Below are 15739 nucleotides of genomic sequence, written 5' to 3' on the forward strand. Positions count from 1 at the left end.
GTCTCCCGCACTCGCCGGCAGGTAGGACACCCATGCCCGCCCCCGCCCGACCGCTTCCCCGCCAGACACTGCTCGTCGGCCTCGGTGGCGCGATCGGCACCGCCATCCGGCTGCTGCTGACCACCTGGCTCCCGCCCGTCCACGGCGTTCCGGTCAGCGTGTTCCTCATCAACATCACCGGAGCGTTCCTCCTCGGCGCGCTCCTGGAAACCCTCACCCGGACCGGCCCCGAAGCAGGCATACGCCGAACCGTGCGGCTGTTCGTCGGGACCGGAATCATCGGCGGGTACACCACCTACAGCACCCTCGCCGTCGGCGTCGCGGAAGTATTCACCCCGGGCAGCTCTGGAATGCCGCCGCATACGGGGTCGGCACGGTTCTCGTCGGAGCCGCTGCGACCCTCCTCGGCATCATCGCTGCCCGCACAGCCGTTTCGGCCGGTGGTGTGCAGTGAGCGTCTGGCTGATCCTCGCAACCGCGATCGCCGGCGGGCAGGGTCCTCGCTGCGGTTCCTCCTCGACATTGCTGTCCGCGGCCGGCTCGGCTCCCACTTCCCGTGGGGGACCAGCGTCATCAACCTCACCGGCTCCTTCGCGCTCGGCATCGTCACCGGTCTCGGCACAACCGTCCTGCCAGCGGTCTGGGTGATCGTCATCGGTACCGGCCTGATCGGCGGGTACACGACGTTCAGCACCGCCAGCGTCGAAACCGTCCGCCTCGCACTCGAGCACCGCTACCGCGCAGCAACGGCACACGGGCTCGTGAACCTCGTCGCCTGCGTCCTCGCAGCACTCCTCGGACTGTGGATCGGCGTCCGATAGCCGATGGCCATGTCGCGGCCGGCGCCGGTAGTGCGGCCGGGGGCGACGGTGGAGTTCCACACGTGCCGATCCGGGTCGTAGTGCGTCATCGTCGACGTCATGACGCCGGCGGTGAAGCCGAAGTTGCATGAGGTCAGCATGGATCCGGTGACGACGCGGTTCGTGCGGTAGATGATCACCGAGAGATGGCATTCGGATGGCAGTGCCTGCGGCGTGACCGCCTGGCTGCTTGCTCCGCCGGCCGTGGTGGGTTTGCAGTCAGCCTGCGATACCCACCGCCACCGCCAGCGGCCCTACGGGCTATGCGTCGTCGCTATGTCTCAGTGCCCGCTAGCCGGTCAGCTACTGAGATGACGCGCCTGTTGCCTACTCGTCATTCGTGAGGGCGCCGTACACCTCGTCGGAAACGGGCTCGAGCCATTCGTTGCTGACGTTCTCGCCGGGCGTGATGAACGCCAGGTGCGAGAACCAGGATTCTGCTTTCGCGCCGTGCCAGTGCTTCGTGCCAGCAGGGACGCGGACCGCGGTTCCGGGGACCAGACTGATCGGATCGGAGCCCTCGGCCTGGTACCAGCCGGACCCGGCGGTGCACAGCAGCACCTGGTCGCCGCCGCCGTTCTCACCGTGGTGGATGTGCCAGTTGTTCCGGCATCCCGGTTCGAAGGTGATGTTGTTGACCGGGACGCCGCCGTCGACGACGGGAGCGTTCCAGGTCTGCCCCGAGAAGTACTTCGCGAACGCATCGTTGGTCCCGCCGAGGGGGAATGGCTGTTGGAAGTTGGCGGCGGTCATCGCTGCTCCTCGGTGTCGTGCTCGATGATGGTCTTCAGGACGGTGGTTGCGCTCATGCCGTTCGGCCAGCCGGCGTAGAACGCCAGCTGCAGGAGGGCCTCCTTGAGTTCCTCATCCGTGACGCCGTTCTGCCGGGCGTAGGCGAGGTGGAACCGCAGCTGGTCCGTCTTGCCGAGCGCCGTCAGCGCCGCGATGGTGACCAGGCTGCGGTCGCGCTTGGACAGGCCGTCGCGTTCCCAGACCTCGTCGAAGAGGACCTTGTCGGTGTAGTGCACCATCCCGGGCGCGAAGTCGCCGAACGCGTTCTGCCCGCCGGTCCAGCCGGTGTGCTCATCGTTGGTTTGCATCGTGTGGTGTCTCTTCCTGATCGGTGTCAGCAGCCGTCGAGGCCGCCCATGAGGCGAGCAGGCGGAGTCGTTCGGCGGAGGGGGATCCGGGTTCGGCGGTGTACGTCATGAGGGCGATGCCCGGCTCGGCGGAGACGAGGAGTTCTTCGTAGGCGAGCGTGAGTTCACCGACAACCGGGTGGTCGAAGCGTTTGCTGCCGGTGCCGTGGGTGCGCACGTTGTGGGCCGCCCAGAGCCGACGGAAGGTGTCGCTGCGGGTGGAGAGTTCGCCGACGAGGTCCTGCATCTCCTTGTCGTGCGGATCCTGACCTGCCTTGGCGCGCATGACGGCGACGCACATCTCGGCGAACAGCGCCCAGTCCGGGTAGAAGTCGCGGGCGACCGGGTCGAGGAACTGGAAGCGTGCGAGGTTCGGGGTCCGTCCACCGTCACCGATCACGGGCGCGTAGAACGCCCGGCCCAGGTCGTTGATGGCGAGGAGGTTCATCCGTTGGTCGACGACGCCCGCGACGGAGTCCTTCAGCGATGCCAGAAGCCAGTGCATCGACGGGCGGGACGCGGTCTTGGAGGTCAGACGTCGCCCGCGAGACCGTCCGGATGTCGGGATGCCGTCAGATGCCCGGGCGAGGTCGAACAGGTGCGCGTGTTCGGTGTCGTCGAGTTGCAGCGCTTCGGCGATGGCATCGAGTACTGCAGATGAGGCGCCCCCGATCTGACCACGCTCGAGGCGGCCGTAGTACTCGACGCTGACGTCCGCGAGGTTCGCGACCTCTCCGCGGCGGAGCCCCGGGACCCGTCGATTGCCGCCGGCCGGTAGCCCCGCCTGCTCCGGGGTGAGTCGCGCACGCCGCGAGCTGAGGAACTCGCGGACCTCCAGTCGGTTGTCCACGGCGTCCAGAGTAGGCCCGTGTCGCTCGGGGAGGGATGCCCTGACAGTGCACGTCAGCACAGGGCATTCCTCGTTGCGTACGGAACGGCTTGAGTCGTGGACGGGCAACAGCCCAACTACGTGAAAGGAACGCATCATCATGCGCGGAGCACTTCTCTACGGTCCCGGCGACGTCCGCGTCGAGGACCGCGACGACCCCACCATCGTCGAGCCGACGGACGCGATCCTCCGGGTTGCGGCGGCGTGTGTCTGCGGATCCGACCTGTGGTCCTGGCGCGGCCTGATGATGAACAGCGACGACCCGATCCCGATGGGGCACGAGTACGTCGGCGTCGTCGAGCAGATCGGCGCCGACGTGAAGAACATCAAGGTCGGCGACTTCGTCGTCGGGTCCTTCGTCGCCTCCGACAACGCGTGCGAGATCTGCCAGGCCGGCTACCAGTCGCACTGCATCCACCAGCAGCCCGGTGCCGCCACCGGTTCGCAGTCGCAGCTCGTGCGCGTCCCGCTCGCCGACGGCACCCTCGTCGCCACCCCCGGCCAGCCCGACCCCGAGATCATCCCGTCCCTGCTGACTGCATCCGACGTTCTCGGAACCGGCTGGTTCGCTGCTGTCGCAGCTGAGGTCGGCCCCGGCAAGACCGTCGCCGTCGTCGGCGACGGCGCGGTCGGTCTGCTCGGCGTGCTCTCGGCCAAGCAGCTCGGCGCCGAGCGCATCATCATCTTCTCCCGTCACGCCGACCGGCAGGCCCTCGCCCGGGAGTTCGGCGCGACGGACATCATCGAGGAGCGTGGCGACGAAGGTGTGGCGAAGCTCAAGGAACTCACCGGCGGCCTCGGCGTGCACAGCACCATCGAAGCGGTCGGCACCAAGGAGTCGCTGATGCAGGCCATCCAGGCCACTCGCGCCGGCGGCCACGTCGGCTACGTCGGTATTGCCCACGAGCCGCTGCCCGGCGAGGCCCTGTTCTTCTCCGGCGTCCACTTCCACGGCGGCCCGGCACCGGTGCGCCGGTTCCTGCCCGAGCTCATCCAGCTCATCTGGGACCGGAAGATCAACCCCGGCAAGGTCTTCGACCTCGAGGTCTCGCTCGAGGACACGGCTGAGGGCTACAAGGCGATGGACGAGCGCCGCGCCATCAAGGCACTCCTGCGCCCGTAGACGTGACGGCGGGGACGCCCCCACAAAGCGTCCCCGCCTCCGCATCCCGCAACCCGCATCCCGCATCCCGCATCCCGACGGACTGCCCTTCGCAACGGTGAAGAAGTCCGGCACTGGAAGGACTCACCGTGACGAACACCGCCCTCCGCCCCACGGTGACACCGGGTGGCGCTGTCAGCGGCTCCCTAGTGGCTGTGGTCATCTTCCTCACCGCCGTGGCGCCGCTGGCGACCGACATGTACGTGCCGGCGTTCCCCCGGGTCGAAGCGGAATTCGGTACGACCGCGTCGCAGGTGCAGCTCACCCTGACGACGTTCTTCGCCGGGATGGGGCTCGGGCAGCTCATCGGAGGCCCGTTCTCTGACCAACGCGGTCGACGGCTCCCGCTGCTGGCCGGCACCGTGCTCGTCGTCCTGGCAAGCGTCGCGTGCGCGTTCGTGCCCAACGTCGGGCTCCTCATGGCCGCCCGGTTCCTGCAGGGCTTCGGCGGCGGATGGGCGATGGTCATCGCCCGCGCCGTCATCGTCGACCTCGCACACGGCGACCAGCTCGTCCGCGCACTCAACGTCATCATGGGCATCGGCGGCGTCGCCCCGATCATCAGCCCGCTTCTCGGCGCCGGCGTGCTGCACTTCGGCGGCTGGCGGACCACGTTCTGGGTCCTCGCCGCCCTCGGAGTCCTGATGCTGATCGCAGCGCTCGTCGCCGTCCCCGAATCCCTCCCACGCGAACAGCGGCACGCCGGAGGGCTCCGCACCTTCGCCCACGCCGCGAAGGAGGTCCTCGGACAGCGCCGATTCGTCGGATACGTCATCGTCGCATCCGCGTCCTTCGTCGGTCTGTTCGCCTACGTCGCCACCAGCGCGTTCATCCTGCAGAACATGAACGGCCTCAACCCGACGCAGTACTCACTCGTGTTCGCAGCGAACGCCGGCGGGATGACGATCGCGTCGCTGATCTCCGCACGCCTGGCCGGCCGCGTCTCGACGCGGAAGGTGATCCTGGTCGGTCAGATCGTGTCCCTGGTCGCCGGAGTGGTGATGCTCGTCGGTGCGCTCTGGCTGGGCACACCGCTGCTGCTGGCGATGGGCTGCTTCTTCGCGCTCATGGTCGCGCAGGGACTCATCGTCACCAACGGCGGCGCACTCGCCTCCGCTGAGGTGCCGCAGCACCCCGGCACCAGTTCAGCCGTCCTCGGCCTCATCCAGTGGACCACCGCCGGCGTGGTCGCGCCCATCGCCGGACTCGGCGGCTCCGACACCGCCGTGCCCATGGCGCTGCTGATGCTCTTCGGTGCCCTGGCATCCATGTTCGGCCTCCTCGTCCTCGCCCGATCCCGTCGGGACACCGCACGCAGCTGACCGCACCCGTCAATCACCGCACCAGAGAGAGGACACTCCGTGTCGAACTGGGACGCTCAGACCCTTGCTGCGATCGCAGCAGCCGACGACCTGCACGTCGCACCCTTCCGTGACGACGGGATCACGTCCGGGACGCTGACGTGGATATGATCCGTCGCCGTCGACGGTCACCTCGCGGTCCGCGCCTGGAACGGCACCGCCTCACGGTGGTACCGGGCGGCAATGCGGCAGCACGCCGGCATCATCACCGCCAACGGGCAGCAGTTCGAGGTGCAGTTCCACGACGGCACCGACCTTGACACCGACGCTGTCGACGCCGCGTACCAGGCGAAGTACGCCGGCTCGCCGGGACCCGGTGAGGCCCCCCGGCATACGCGTGGTGACCCACAAGCCAGGGCGCCGCGAACTCGGTTCACGTGCCGTTGACGGAGGTTCGGACAGCACCAGCAGGGGGTTGCGGGCAATCGTTGAGCGGGTCCGCACCTGGTGGCAGGTGGAAACCGCAACAGCCGAACTGACCCGAGACCGTGCGCGGGAGGACCACATCATCCAGGTCGGTGCCCGAGAGATCGCGGCGACCCCATACGCCATCGGCCTCCTGTTCCGCCCATCAGCACCACAAAGACGCGAGCAACGCAAAGACAGCGGTTTCCAGGTGTAGGTCGAAACCGTCCGGTGGACGATCGGCTGACGGGCACGCTGAGGTAGGTGGGCACCTTGACGCGCAGACCTCCTTGACGCGCGAACACCGTGCCTCGCGTACAGGGGCGGAGCAGACTGGCGTCAACAGACGCCAGTCGGAGGTAAACCATGGATCAGCGCCGCCAAGGCTCGAAGCAGGTGCCGCCAGCCGGCTTCATCATCGCTGGTTGCGCTCTAACTGCCTTGGGCTGCTGGGGGCTGATCGCCCCATCGCTTCATGCACTGAGCGCTGTGCAGGGCAGCGGATACGCGATGTTCATGCTTCCAGCCGGAATCGTCTTCGTGATCGTAGGAGTTGTGCAGCTACTCCGCCGCAGACGGTGACCTGTCACCTTGTGACAGGCCACCGTCGGCAGGGCCTGCACACTCACGATGGCGCGGCACCGCAGGTACGAGCCATCACGAGCTCAGGGTCGGCCTGTCCGAATGTTCCGGTGAGGTGACCATGTCGGTGTGATCAAAGACCCCGTCTAGCCATGAAACGGTAGATGAAGAAGAAGATCACCCCGAGTGCGACCAGTCCGAGACCGCACCACGTGAGCACTGGCGTTCGGTGCATGATCGCGAGCAGTAGCCCGACGACAACTGCCGCCCACGGCAGGACGAGGCGTACTGGGCCGTACCGCCACTTGTACCGACTTGGTTGCTGACCCTCACGAGATTCCTGGTCATCGGCTCGGTTCTCCACGATCAGCCTTCCTCGAGAGCGTGCTCGAACAACTTTGTTGCCACATAACACCCGCCGAGCGCGACCAGCGCGCCAGCGACCGTCGGAGCGGCGATCGCACCAGCAACAAGCCCGCATGCCAGCGAGAAGGCTGCGCTGAGCCCTTCAGTCTGCGAGTCCGTTCCAAGGACGGTGTAGACGTCCTTCCCAGTGAAGAGTGCGACAAGAATCTTGACGAAGAGGCTGAACGGCATGTAGCCGTTCGGGTCCGCGCTGTTGATCGGGTCGCTCTTCGCGTAGGCGTACGCGTTGACTTCCTGGCCGCTGGGGTCCATCTGGGTGAATCGGCCGAGGGCAGGGTCGTAGTAGCGGGCTCCGAGCTTGTACAGCCCGCTGCTGTCGCGGTACCCGCTGATGTAGCGGAAGGGATTCGCCTGCACGGCTGGAGCCGTCGAGGCGGAGCGGGTCTGTCCGTAGGGGGTGTAGCTGTAGCCGCCTTGCCACACTCCGGTCTGGTCGAACAGACCCAAGACGGAGCTGCTGGCGTCGAGGACGTAGTAGCTGGTCGTGGTGTTGCGGAGATCGATGAGGCCACCGGTGGGTGTGCGTGTCAGGAAGTTCTGCGCACCGGCTGCGCCGAAGGCTGTGACGCCCAGACCGGAGTTTCCAAACGCGACGGTGCCGGATCGGGTGCGGGTGTTGTTACCGTCACCGAAGTAGGTGTTCACGGTCGCGCCGGTGTTCGCAGCGGCAAGGCGGCTGTCGTAGCCGATCCCAAAGCCGGTGATGCCGTTGCGGGTTTGTTCACCGTCAGCGTCGTAGGTCCATGTTGTCGTGTCGGCGCTGGTCTTCGTGATCTGGTTCGCGGCGTTGTAGGTGTAGCTGGTGGTTCCCGTTCCTTCACCGGTCGCACCGGCCAGGATCTGCGAGGTGCGATTCCCGGCGCCGTCATAGGCGTAGGTCCATGCTGCACTCGTTGCTCCGCCTGCTACCTCGGTCGCGGAGAGTAGCTCAGAGCGTGAGTCGTACTTGTACGAGGTCACCGCACCAGCAGTGACACCCTGCTCCAGGTACGAGGTGCGGCTCTGCAACCCATCGGTGTCGGACCCGCTCCGTGCGAAGCTGTAGCCCACGTCGACCCGGGTCACTCCCGCGGAGTCTTTCGCTGTGACGCGCGTGGTCCGTCCGGCGTTGTCGCGAGTGGTCTGCACGATCGCGTTGCCTGGCAGCGTGCGGAGTGTCTCCTGCTCGTTGTTGTCGTACTGCACTCGAACGCAGCCGGAGCCGGCGGCTGAGGTGGTCGCTCCGCTTGGGCAGGAGCCGGTGGGGTCGGTGATCGTCGCAACGTTGTTCGCAGCGTCGTACCCGTAGCCCGTTGTTCCGCTGGCGTCGGTGTAGCTCGACAGGTTACCGGCGGCGTCGTAGGTCATCTTCTCGTTCTCGACCGTGGGCCCGGTCTGGGACGTGGTGTTGCCACCGGTGTCGTACTGGAAAGCCTGGGATCCACCGGCGGAGTCGTCGACGTTCTTCACGAGTCCATTCGGGTAGTACGACGTCGTAACTGCGGAGCCGTTGGCGTACGTCGCTTTCACGAGACGGTCCATGACGTCGTACACGTACTGGGTCTTCTGCCCCTTCCCATCCGTGACGCTGGTGACACGGCCGAGAGAGTCGTACGTGTACGTCGTCGCGCCGAGCGGGCTCGGCGGAGTGACCTTCAGGAGATTCCCGTTGCCGTCATACGTGTTCTTGGTGACGTTGCCGTTGCCGTCCGTCGACGAGCAGACCTGCCCCGCGATGCCACCGCAGACCGGGGTTCCGGAGGTGCTGGTGGCGTAGTTACGAGTCTCGTAGGTGTACTTCGCGGTGATCTTCGCCGTGGAGCTGGTGGTGTCGTTCTGCTGCAGCAGATTCCCCGCAGTGTCGTACTGGTACGTCGCCTTGTTGCCCGACCCGTCGGTGCTGCACTTCGGCTCGTACGCAGTGCCAGAGTTCGCGACACCGCACGACCCACCCACACTGTAGGAAGCGGTCGCAGCAGCGCCCGTAGGCAGACTGGCCTTCGTGGTGTTGTTGTTGCTGTCGAACTGGTAGGTGGTGACGTTCCCGACCGTCAGCGCATCAGTGGAGGACTGCACGTCACTGTTCGTCGTCCAGATCTGCGACCGTGACTTCCCACGACCATCGGTGGTCTTCGTGACCCGACCCGTGCTGTCGATCGTGTACGAGGAGGTGTTGCCGTTCGGGTCAGTCTGCGTCGTGACACCATTCGCGTACGAGAACGTTGTCACCGCGTTCGCCGCGGCACCGTTGGTCAACGAGCCCTGCTGCTGCGTCACCGCGGTGACACGGTTCTGCGCGTCGTACCCGAACGTGACCGTCGACGTCGCCGTGCTGGTTGCTGCCGACGGCGAGGTAATCGTCGCAAGACGGCCCGCGGAGTCATAGGTGTAGGTGGTGGCCGACCCGTCAGGCGCGGTGACGGTGTTCAGGCGCTGGCTGCTGTCGTACCCGTACCGCACCTTCCGACCGGCACTGTCCACCAGGTCGGTCAAGGTGCCATCGTTCTGCGAGAAGTCATAACCGAACGAGGAGTGCGTCGTGTTCGGACCCCACGCAGACACCGTCAGGACCTGCCCGGCGCTCAGGGCGTAGTACTCACCGACACCGTTCCGATCGAAGGTGCCCTCCAGACGACCGACACCGTCGAAGCTGTACCGCTCCCCGGTGCGGTTCGACGTCACGTTCCACGCGAAGTCACCCGACCCGGCGCGGGTCAGGGTCATGTTCGATCCAGCCGGCGCGGACCACTTGCTGTTGGCGTAGGTGAAGCGCACCACGGTGCCGTTCGGGCCGGAGAAATCGGCGTAGCTACCCTCGAGATCCAAGCCGATCTCGTTCGTGGAGGAGTTGTAGCCCCACCCGCCACCGAGGGTGCCGGTGTTCGTGGACAGGCCGTTGTAGAAACGTGCCTGCCGGAACCCGTAGCCCGGGCTCGCCAACGACAGGTCCGTGTCCTTCACCAGCAGATTGCCGTTCGCGACGTTCACCTGCGCGATCGAGGTCTTCGTCAATGGGAACTTCTCAAACGAGAACCACGGCAGCTCCCCCACCCCCGGCGCCCCGACGCTCGTTCCTGCCGGCGCGGTCTGCGGTGACACCGTTGCTGCCGCAACCCGGGACTTGGACGCAGTGGATTCGCGGGAGCCGAACCGCCCGCCGACACTGGGTCGCCAGGGGTGATCGAAGTCCGTCCGTGGCGACACCTTCGGTGCCGCAGTTGCTGCCGGAGGTGACCAGGCGGTGCTCACCTCGGACGCAACAGCAGCCTGGGGCACGGTGAGGCCCACCCCGACCAGTCCGGCCACGACACACACGGCCACAACGCATTGACGAATCCGCACGACGCTCATCCCCAGAACCCGCGATGGCACGCTCCTGACAGAAGCCGATGAATCCACCCCGAAATCACGCACACAGTGGCGGACCGCGGAATGCGCTAGACATCCCTACAACGGGGGTCTTGACGAACAAAACACACGAAAACACTGGACAGGCGCACTCTTCGAAGCTTGACAGTAAGCCAGAAAACGTCGGCGGGACCTGAGGCGGATCGCTCACCGAGACGTCATGAGCTCGAGAGCGAGACCCAAGAACGCGCGGGCCCAAGCAGTCTCACATTGGTGGTCCGAAACAGGTTCCGGTGACGGTGCCCTGTGCGAGACTTGAGGCGTGGAATCCGGATGGACCCTCGGCTACGCCCGAGTCTCGACTGACGGCCAGGAACCCCACGGCGCAGACCGATGCCCTCCTAGCGCTCGGCGTACCGGCGGAACGGGTGTTCACTGACAAGGGCATGACCGGCGCCAAGTGCGATCGACCGAGGCTCAAGTCGTCGCTGGCAGCCTGCCGGCCGGGAGATGCCCTCGTGGTCACGAAGCTCGACCGACTCGCACGATCCCTCCGTGACGCGACAGACATCGCAGAAGAGCTCACAGGCCGCGGCGTGAAGCTGAACCTCGGAGGATCCATCTACGACCCCACCGACCCCGTCGGCCGGCTGCTGTTCAACGTGCTCGGCATGGTCGCTGAGTTTGAATCCGATCTCATCCGTGCCCGCACCCGAGAAGGCATGGCCACAGCGAAGGTCCGCGGAAAGCTCAAGGGGCGGAAGCCCAAGCTCTCCCCTGCGCAGGACCGTCACCTCGTCGCGCTACACCGCGCCGGTGATCACTCCATCGCCGAGCTCGTCGAGCTGTTCGGGATCGGGCGCGCGACGGTGTACCGGGCGCTTGACCGCCATCCGATCGACGTCAGCGCTGACCTGGCGCTCCCCCGTGCGGACGTGTGAGCCGCCCAGCGATCAACGTATTGCGACGATGGTCACAGCGAAAGGTGTGAGGGCCGTAGCGCGAGCAACAACGATCCGCACGACGTTCGCTGCACCGAGTGTCGATGTCGGAGAGCCAGCCACCCGCTCGTAGCGCTCTTCCAGGACCGCCCGCCGCTTCGCCTTGGGCTCCGCTTGGAGCTGACGCTCGATGAGTCTCATTGCGTCTTGACGCTGATCACGAATGGCCGCGGACAGCGCTTCTTGCGGCACGATCCCGACTGCCGTGACAGTCACTCCGCAAAGGCCTAGGCGCGTGGCGGGGCCGCCACGCGCCTCCCGTCCGTCCGCTGGTCGGCTCAGTACTCGATGCGCCCGGTGCGGTCGTGGAACTCCCCCGTCGGCCCGTCCGGACCGATCAGGGCGAGCGCGACCGTCGCGTCCGTGCCCTCGGTCACGGTCTGGTGTCCGCCGTGGCCGTTGAAGTCGGTCGCCGTGTAGCCGGGATCGCTCGCGTTCACGCGGAAACCGGGCAGGTTCTTCGCGTACTGCACCGTCGCCGCGATCAGCGCCGCCTTCGACGCCGCGTACGGCACCGCGGCGACCGGGTACTCGTCGTGCCCCGGCGTGGTGAGCCAGCGCGCGAAGCCCACGCCGGACGCGACGTTGACGATCACGGGGTTCGACGACCGACGCAGCAGCGGGAGGGCCGCCTGCGTCACCCGGACGACCCCGACCACGTTCGTGTCGAGCACCGCGGTGATCGCGTCGGCGTCGAGGTCGTCGACACCGAAGGACGTCCCGAGGACGCCGGCGTTGTTCACGAGGACGTCGAGCTCCGGCAGCGACGAGAGCGCGGCATCGACGCTCGCCTGGTCGGTGACGTCGAGCTGCACGGGGTGTGCGCCGAGGGCTCGGACGGCGTCACCGGAGGCGGTGTCGCGCATGCCGGCGTACACGGTGTGGCCGGCCTCGAGGAGTCGGCGTGCGGTCTCGAGTCCGAGGGAGCGGTTCGCTCCGGTGATGAGTGTCGTGGTCATGCACTCCACGATGCCCCCGCCGTTCCCGTCCTCCCAGGCACCGCTCGACGGTGGGACCGGCAGTACCACGACCGTTCGCCCGACGGAGGCGATGATGGACGCATGAGCGAGTTCGCGGAGGTGTTGCGTGCCTGGCGGGACCGGGTGCGTCCGGCCGAGGTCGGGTTGCCCGCGGGGCAGGGGCGGCGGACCGCCGGGCTCCGGCGCGAGGAGCTCGCCGCGCTCGCCGGGGTCAGCGTCGACTACGTCGTCCGGCTCGAGCAGGGTCGCGCGACGAACCCGTCACCCCAGCTGCTCGGCGCCCTCGCGACCGCGCTCCGCCTGACCGAGTCGGAACGGGACCACCTGTACCGGGTCGCGGGTGCAGCGGTGCCGTCGCGGGCGGAGGTTCCGCGGCACGTCCCGCCGGGCGTGCACCGCATGGTCGACCGGCTCGGTGACGTCCCGGTGGCGGTCTTCACCGCGGCGCACGACATCCTGCTCTGGAACGACCTGTGGGCGGCCGTGTCCGGCGATCCGAGCACCTGGACCGGGGTCGAGGGGAACCTGGTGTGGCGGCACTTCACGCAGGGGCACGACGGTGTCGAGTGGGACGACACGCACCAGGAGGACTTCTCGAGCGACCTCGTCGCCGACCTCCGCTCCGCTGTCGGCCGCTACCCGGCGGACCGGCGGCTCGCGGAGCTCGTCACCCGGCTCCGCCGCGGATCCCCGGAGTTCGAGCGACGCTGGCACGGCGCGCGCATCGCCGAGCACCGGACGAGCCGCAAGGTCGTGCACACGCCCGTCGGTCCGGTCGAGGTCGACTGCGACGTGCTCAGCGTGCCGGGCAGCGACCTGCGGATCGTCGTCTACACCGCGGTCCCCGGCAGCGAGGACGCCGCGAAGCTGGACCTGCTCCGGGTCACCGGACTGCAGGAGTTCGCGACGTCCTGACGCGGCGGTTCCCGCCGCGCCCGCCCCGCGGCGGGTGCGGCGGTCGTCGTCACTCGCCGAAGCCGGAGCGGACGAGCGCGACGAGGGCGTCCACGGCGTCCCGCGCGTCGGGCCCGTCGGCCTCGATCGTCACGGTGGCACCCTTCGGCAGGGCGAGCGCCATGATCGCGAGCAGGCTCTTCGCGTCGACGCCGTTCACGCGGACGCGCGACTCGTGCTTCGCGGCGGCCTTCACGAACTCGGCCGCCGGACGGGCGTGCAGCCCGCTCTCGTTGACCAGCTCGACGGTCTCGGTGACCGCCCCGTCGGCGGTGCCCGCGTCGTCGACGGAGGTCGCGCCTCCCGGCTGGTCACCGGTCGGGTCGGAGGCTCCCCCGGCGTCGTCCGCGGACCCTGCGGCCGATGCGGCGGCGGCCAGGACGGCACCGACGTCACCACCGGTCTGCGCGGCGACCGCCGCAGCGACCGTGCCCTCGACGAGCGGGGCCTGCGAGACGTGCACGCGCTCGCGGTCGGCGTCGTCGAGGAAGTCGAGCGCGGTGTCGGTGGTCAGGTAGGCGGACCCGAGGTCGCACAGCACGACGACGGCGTCGGCCGCCGAGAGCTCGTGGATGCCGTCGGTGATCGCCTCGAACGAGGTCCCGATGCCGCCGTCGTCCGTGCCGCCTGCGGCGACGAGCGGCACGTCGGCGGCCATCTGGCGGGCCAGCTCGACGGTGCCGGTCGCGATCGCCGCACTGTGCGAGACGACCAGGATGCCGACGGTCACGCGGCGTCCACCGCGGCGCGCAGGATGTACGCCGTCGACTGGGCCCCCGGGTCGCGGTGTCCGACCGCCCGGTCGCCGAGGTAGCTCGCGCGGCCCTTGCGGGCGACGAGGGGGTCGGTGGACTCGGCACCGGTCACGGCGGCGTCGGCGGCGGCCTCGAGCACGCGTTCCGGACCCTCACCCGCCGCGGCTGCGGTACCGGCGGCGTCGACGGCGGCCGACCAGGCGTCGACCATGGTCTTGTCGCCGACCTCGGCCTTGCCGCGCGAGACGACGCCGTCGCGGGCTGCGGTGAGCACGGCGACCAGGGCGTCCGCGTCGAGCTCGGTCGCGTCGCCGGCGGCCTGCGCGGCCTTCAGGTACGCGGTGCCGAACAGCGGGCCCGCCGCGCCGCCGACCGTCGAGATGAGCTTCGTCGCGACCGTCTTGAAGACCGCGCCGGGGGTGTCGAAGGACCCGGCGTCGACGGCTTCGAGCACGGCGCGGAAGCCACGGTCGAGGTTCTCGCCGTGGTCTCCGTCGCCGATCTCACGGTCGAGCGTGACGAGTTCGGCGCGGTGGTCGTCGATCGTCGCGGCGGTGCGGCGCACCCAGTCGATGGCCCATGCGGTGTCGAGCGCCAATTCGTGTTCCTTCCTGGATGGTGGACGGTGGTCAGCGACCCCAGCGCAGCGCCGGGGTCTCCACCGGGGCGTCCCAGAGGGCGGTGAGCTCCTCGTCGAGCACCGTGACGGTGATCGAGAAGCCGGGCATCTCGAGGGACGTGACGTAGTCGCCGACCACGCTACGCGCGACGTGGTGGCCGCGGTCCGCGAGCACCTCGGCGGCGCGTCGGTAGACGATGTACAGCTCGGAGAGCGGGGTGCCGCCCATGCCGTTGACGAGAAGCAGCAGCTGCGAGCCCGCTGGGGCGTCGAGGTCGGCGAGCACCGGTTCGAGCACGCGGTCGACGAGCTGGTCGGCCGGGGCCATGGCGATGCGCTCGCGGCCCGGCTCGCCGTGGATGCCGATGCCGAGCTCGACCTCGTCGTCCGCGAGCGTGAAGGACGGCTCTCCCGCGTGCGGGACCGTCCCGGAGCCGAGGGCCAGGCCCATCGACCGGGTCACCTCGTTGACCCGTCGGGCGACCGCGGCGACGGCGTCGAGGTCGTCACCACGCTCGGCAGCGGCGCCGGCGCACTTCTCGACGACGACCGTGCCGGCCACGCCGCGGCGTCCGGCCGTGTACAGCGAGTCCTGCACGGCGACGTCGTCGTCCACCACGACGGACGCGACGCGGATGTCCTCGATCTCGGCGAGCTCGGCGGCGGTCTCGAAGTTGAGCACGTCGCCGGTGTAGTTCTTCACGATGTGGAGCACGCCCGCTCCCCCGTCGACCGCCTTCGTCGCGGCGAGGATCGGGTCGGGGGTCGGGCTCGTGAAGACGGGACCGGGGACGGCCGCGTCGAGCATCCCGTGACCGACGAAGCCGGCGTGCAGCGGTTCGTGCCCGCTGCCCCCACCGCTCACGATCCCGACCTTCCCGCGCACCGGGGCGTCGGCGCGGTGCAGGTGGATCGGGTCCTCGACCAGCACGACGTGCCCCTCGTGCGCCCGGGCGAACCCGCGGACGGTCTCCGTCACGACGTCGTGCGGATCGTTGATGAGCTTCTTCATGACGGACCTCCACGGGTGCGGGGGTCGACCGCCGGCGGAGCCGCACCGCCGTCGTCGACCGGAGTGCGTTCACCCTACAGCGGCCGCCCGTTCGCCTCAGGTGCACGTTCGTGCAGCAGGGTGCTGTCGCGGCCCGGTCCCGGGATGCGCCTCCGCACACCAGGCGTGCACGTTCGTGCAGTTTCGCGAACTCGGCTCGTTCCGTGATCGCGTCGCGGTGACCGGCCTCACTATGCTCGGCCCCAATCACTCGACGGGGAGTGCCGG

General features: G+C 68.4%; 12 protein-coding genes and 2 pseudogenes. 6 read left to right on the plus strand and 8 right to left on the minus strand.

Features of this window, described 5'->3' with window-relative positions; translation table 11 throughout:
• Nucleotides 1-32: 32 nt before the first annotated feature.
• Nucleotides 33-821 (plus strand): fluoride efflux transporter FluC, encoded by a 789-nt coding sequence (locus ACIPEQ_RS01795; protein ID WP_402713689.1) that lies wholly within the window; start codon nt 33-35, stop codon nt 819-821.
• 366 nt (nt 822-1187) lie between these two features.
• Here ACIPEQ_RS01795 and ACIPEQ_RS01800 read toward each other — a convergent pair whose 3' ends face one another.
• From ACIPEQ_RS01800 to ACIPEQ_RS01810, 3 genes are read right to left on the minus strand one after another with little or no spacing between them, the layout of a single operon-like run.
• Nucleotides 1188-1613: a cupin domain-containing protein gene (locus tag ACIPEQ_RS01800; protein ID WP_402713691.1), complete on the minus strand. Its 426-nt coding sequence runs from the start codon at nt 1611-1613 to the stop codon at nt 1188-1190.
• The gene (locus ACIPEQ_RS01805; RefSeq protein WP_402713693.1) at nt 1610-1960 is read right to left on the minus strand and encodes a carboxymuconolactone decarboxylase family protein; all 351 of its coding nucleotides are present in this window, start codon (nt 1958-1960) and stop codon (nt 1610-1612) included. The genes ACIPEQ_RS01800 and ACIPEQ_RS01805 overlap by 4 nt, the downstream gene beginning before the upstream one ends.
• Complete coding sequence (locus tag ACIPEQ_RS01810; protein WP_402714205.1) at nt 1944-2849, minus strand: helix-turn-helix transcriptional regulator; 906 nt, start codon at nt 2847-2849, stop codon at nt 1944-1946. The genes ACIPEQ_RS01805 and ACIPEQ_RS01810 overlap by 17 nt, the downstream gene beginning before the upstream one ends.
• Before the next feature lie 139 nt (nt 2850-2988).
• On the opposite strand from ACIPEQ_RS01810, the gene ACIPEQ_RS01815 reads away from it, so the two are divergent.
• The 3 genes and pseudogenes from ACIPEQ_RS01815 to ACIPEQ_RS01825 form a co-directional block, all read left to right on the plus strand.
• Nucleotides 2989-4011, plus strand: coding sequence for a zinc-dependent alcohol dehydrogenase family protein (locus ACIPEQ_RS01815; protein WP_402713695.1), 1023 nt, complete (start codon nt 2989-2991; stop codon nt 4009-4011).
• 128 nt (nt 4012-4139) lie between these two features.
• On the plus strand, nt 4140-5372 hold the full coding sequence (locus tag ACIPEQ_RS01820; protein WP_402713697.1) for a multidrug effflux MFS transporter: 1233 nt from the start codon (nt 4140-4142) through the stop codon (nt 5370-5372).
• A gap of 165 nt (nt 5373-5537) precedes the next feature.
• Nucleotides 5538-5798 (plus strand): annotated as a pseudogene (locus tag ACIPEQ_RS01825) (DUF2255 family protein); the annotation flags it as partial.
• Between the two features lie 966 nt (nt 5799-6764).
• Here the strand turns inward: ACIPEQ_RS01825 and ACIPEQ_RS01830 are convergent.
• On the minus strand, nt 6765-10154 hold the full coding sequence (locus tag ACIPEQ_RS01830) for an RHS repeat-associated core domain-containing protein (RefSeq protein WP_402713699.1): 3390 nt from the start codon (nt 10152-10154) through the stop codon (nt 6765-6767).
• A gap of 319 nt (nt 10155-10473) precedes the next feature.
• Here ACIPEQ_RS01830 and ACIPEQ_RS01835 point away from each other — a divergent pair.
• A pseudogene (locus ACIPEQ_RS01835) lies at nt 10474-11092 on the plus strand (recombinase family protein).
• Nucleotides 11093-11430: 338 nt separating this feature from the next.
• On the opposite strand, the gene ACIPEQ_RS01840 reads toward ACIPEQ_RS01835, so the two are convergent.
• A complete protein-coding gene (locus tag ACIPEQ_RS01840; RefSeq protein WP_250366949.1) occupies nt 11431-12111 on the minus strand; it encodes an SDR family NAD(P)-dependent oxidoreductase in 681 nt (226 codons plus the stop codon).
• A 102-nt stretch (nt 12112-12213) separates the two neighbouring features.
• Here ACIPEQ_RS01840 and ACIPEQ_RS01845 point away from each other — a divergent pair, with 102 nt between their 5' ends.
• The gene (locus ACIPEQ_RS01845) at nt 12214-13047 is read left to right on the plus strand and encodes a helix-turn-helix transcriptional regulator (protein WP_402713701.1); all 834 of its coding nucleotides are present in this window, start codon (nt 12214-12216) and stop codon (nt 13045-13047) included.
• Between the two features lie 49 nt (nt 13048-13096).
• On the opposite strand, the gene dhaM is transcribed toward ACIPEQ_RS01845, so the two are convergent.
• The 3 genes from dhaM to dhaK are packed head-to-tail and all read right to left on the minus strand — an operon-like array spanning nt 13097 to nt 15472.
• Complete coding sequence (dhaM, locus tag ACIPEQ_RS01850) at nt 13097-13816, minus strand: dihydroxyacetone kinase phosphoryl donor subunit DhaM (protein ID WP_402713702.1); 720 nt, start codon at nt 13814-13816, stop codon at nt 13097-13099.
• Entirely contained in the window at nt 13813-14439 is a 627-nt protein-coding gene (gene dhaL, locus ACIPEQ_RS01855) for a dihydroxyacetone kinase subunit DhaL (protein ID WP_402713703.1), read from the minus strand. Before dhaL ends, dhaM begins: the two co-directional genes overlap by 4 nt.
• Nucleotides 14440-14470: 31 nt before the next feature.
• Nucleotides 14471-15472, minus strand: a complete 1002-nt coding sequence (gene dhaK / locus ACIPEQ_RS01860) for a dihydroxyacetone kinase subunit DhaK (protein WP_250366946.1) — start codon at nt 15470-15472, stop codon at nt 14471-14473.
• Nucleotides 15473-15739 lie beyond the last annotated feature (267 nt).

Origin of the sequence: Curtobacterium sp. NPDC087080, assembly GCF_044745105.1 — a bacterium.
GTDB lineage: Bacteria > Actinomycetota > Actinomycetes > Actinomycetales > Microbacteriaceae > Curtobacterium.

Coding starts and splice junctions, on each gene's coding strand:
- ACIPEQ_RS01805 (WP_402713693.1), bottom strand. CDS start 1,960: ATGCAAACCAACGATGAGCACACCGGCTGGACCGGCGGGCAGAACGCG.
- ACIPEQ_RS01840 (WP_250366949.1), bottom strand. CDS start 12,111: ATGACCACGACACTCATCACCGGAGCGAACCGCTCCCTCGGACTCGAG.
- ACIPEQ_RS01815 (WP_402713695.1), top strand. CDS start 2,989: ATGCGCGGAGCACTTCTCTACGGTCCCGGCGACGTCCGCGTCGAGGAC.
- ACIPEQ_RS01795 (WP_402713689.1), top strand. CDS start 33: ATGCCCGCCCCCGCCCGACCGCTTCCCCGCCAGACACTGCTCGTCGGC.
- ACIPEQ_RS01800 (WP_402713691.1), bottom strand. CDS start 1,613: ATGACCGCCGCCAACTTCCAACAGCCATTCCCCCTCGGCGGGACCAAC.
- dhaK (WP_250366946.1), bottom strand. CDS start 15,472: ATGAAGAAGCTCATCAACGATCCGCACGACGTCGTGACGGAGACCGTC.
- ACIPEQ_RS01830 (WP_402713699.1), bottom strand. CDS start 10,154: ATGAGCGTCGTGCGGATTCGTCAATGCGTTGTGGCCGTGTGTGTCGTG.
- ACIPEQ_RS01845 (WP_402713701.1), top strand. CDS start 12,214: ATGAGCGAGTTCGCGGAGGTGTTGCGTGCCTGGCGGGACCGGGTGCGT.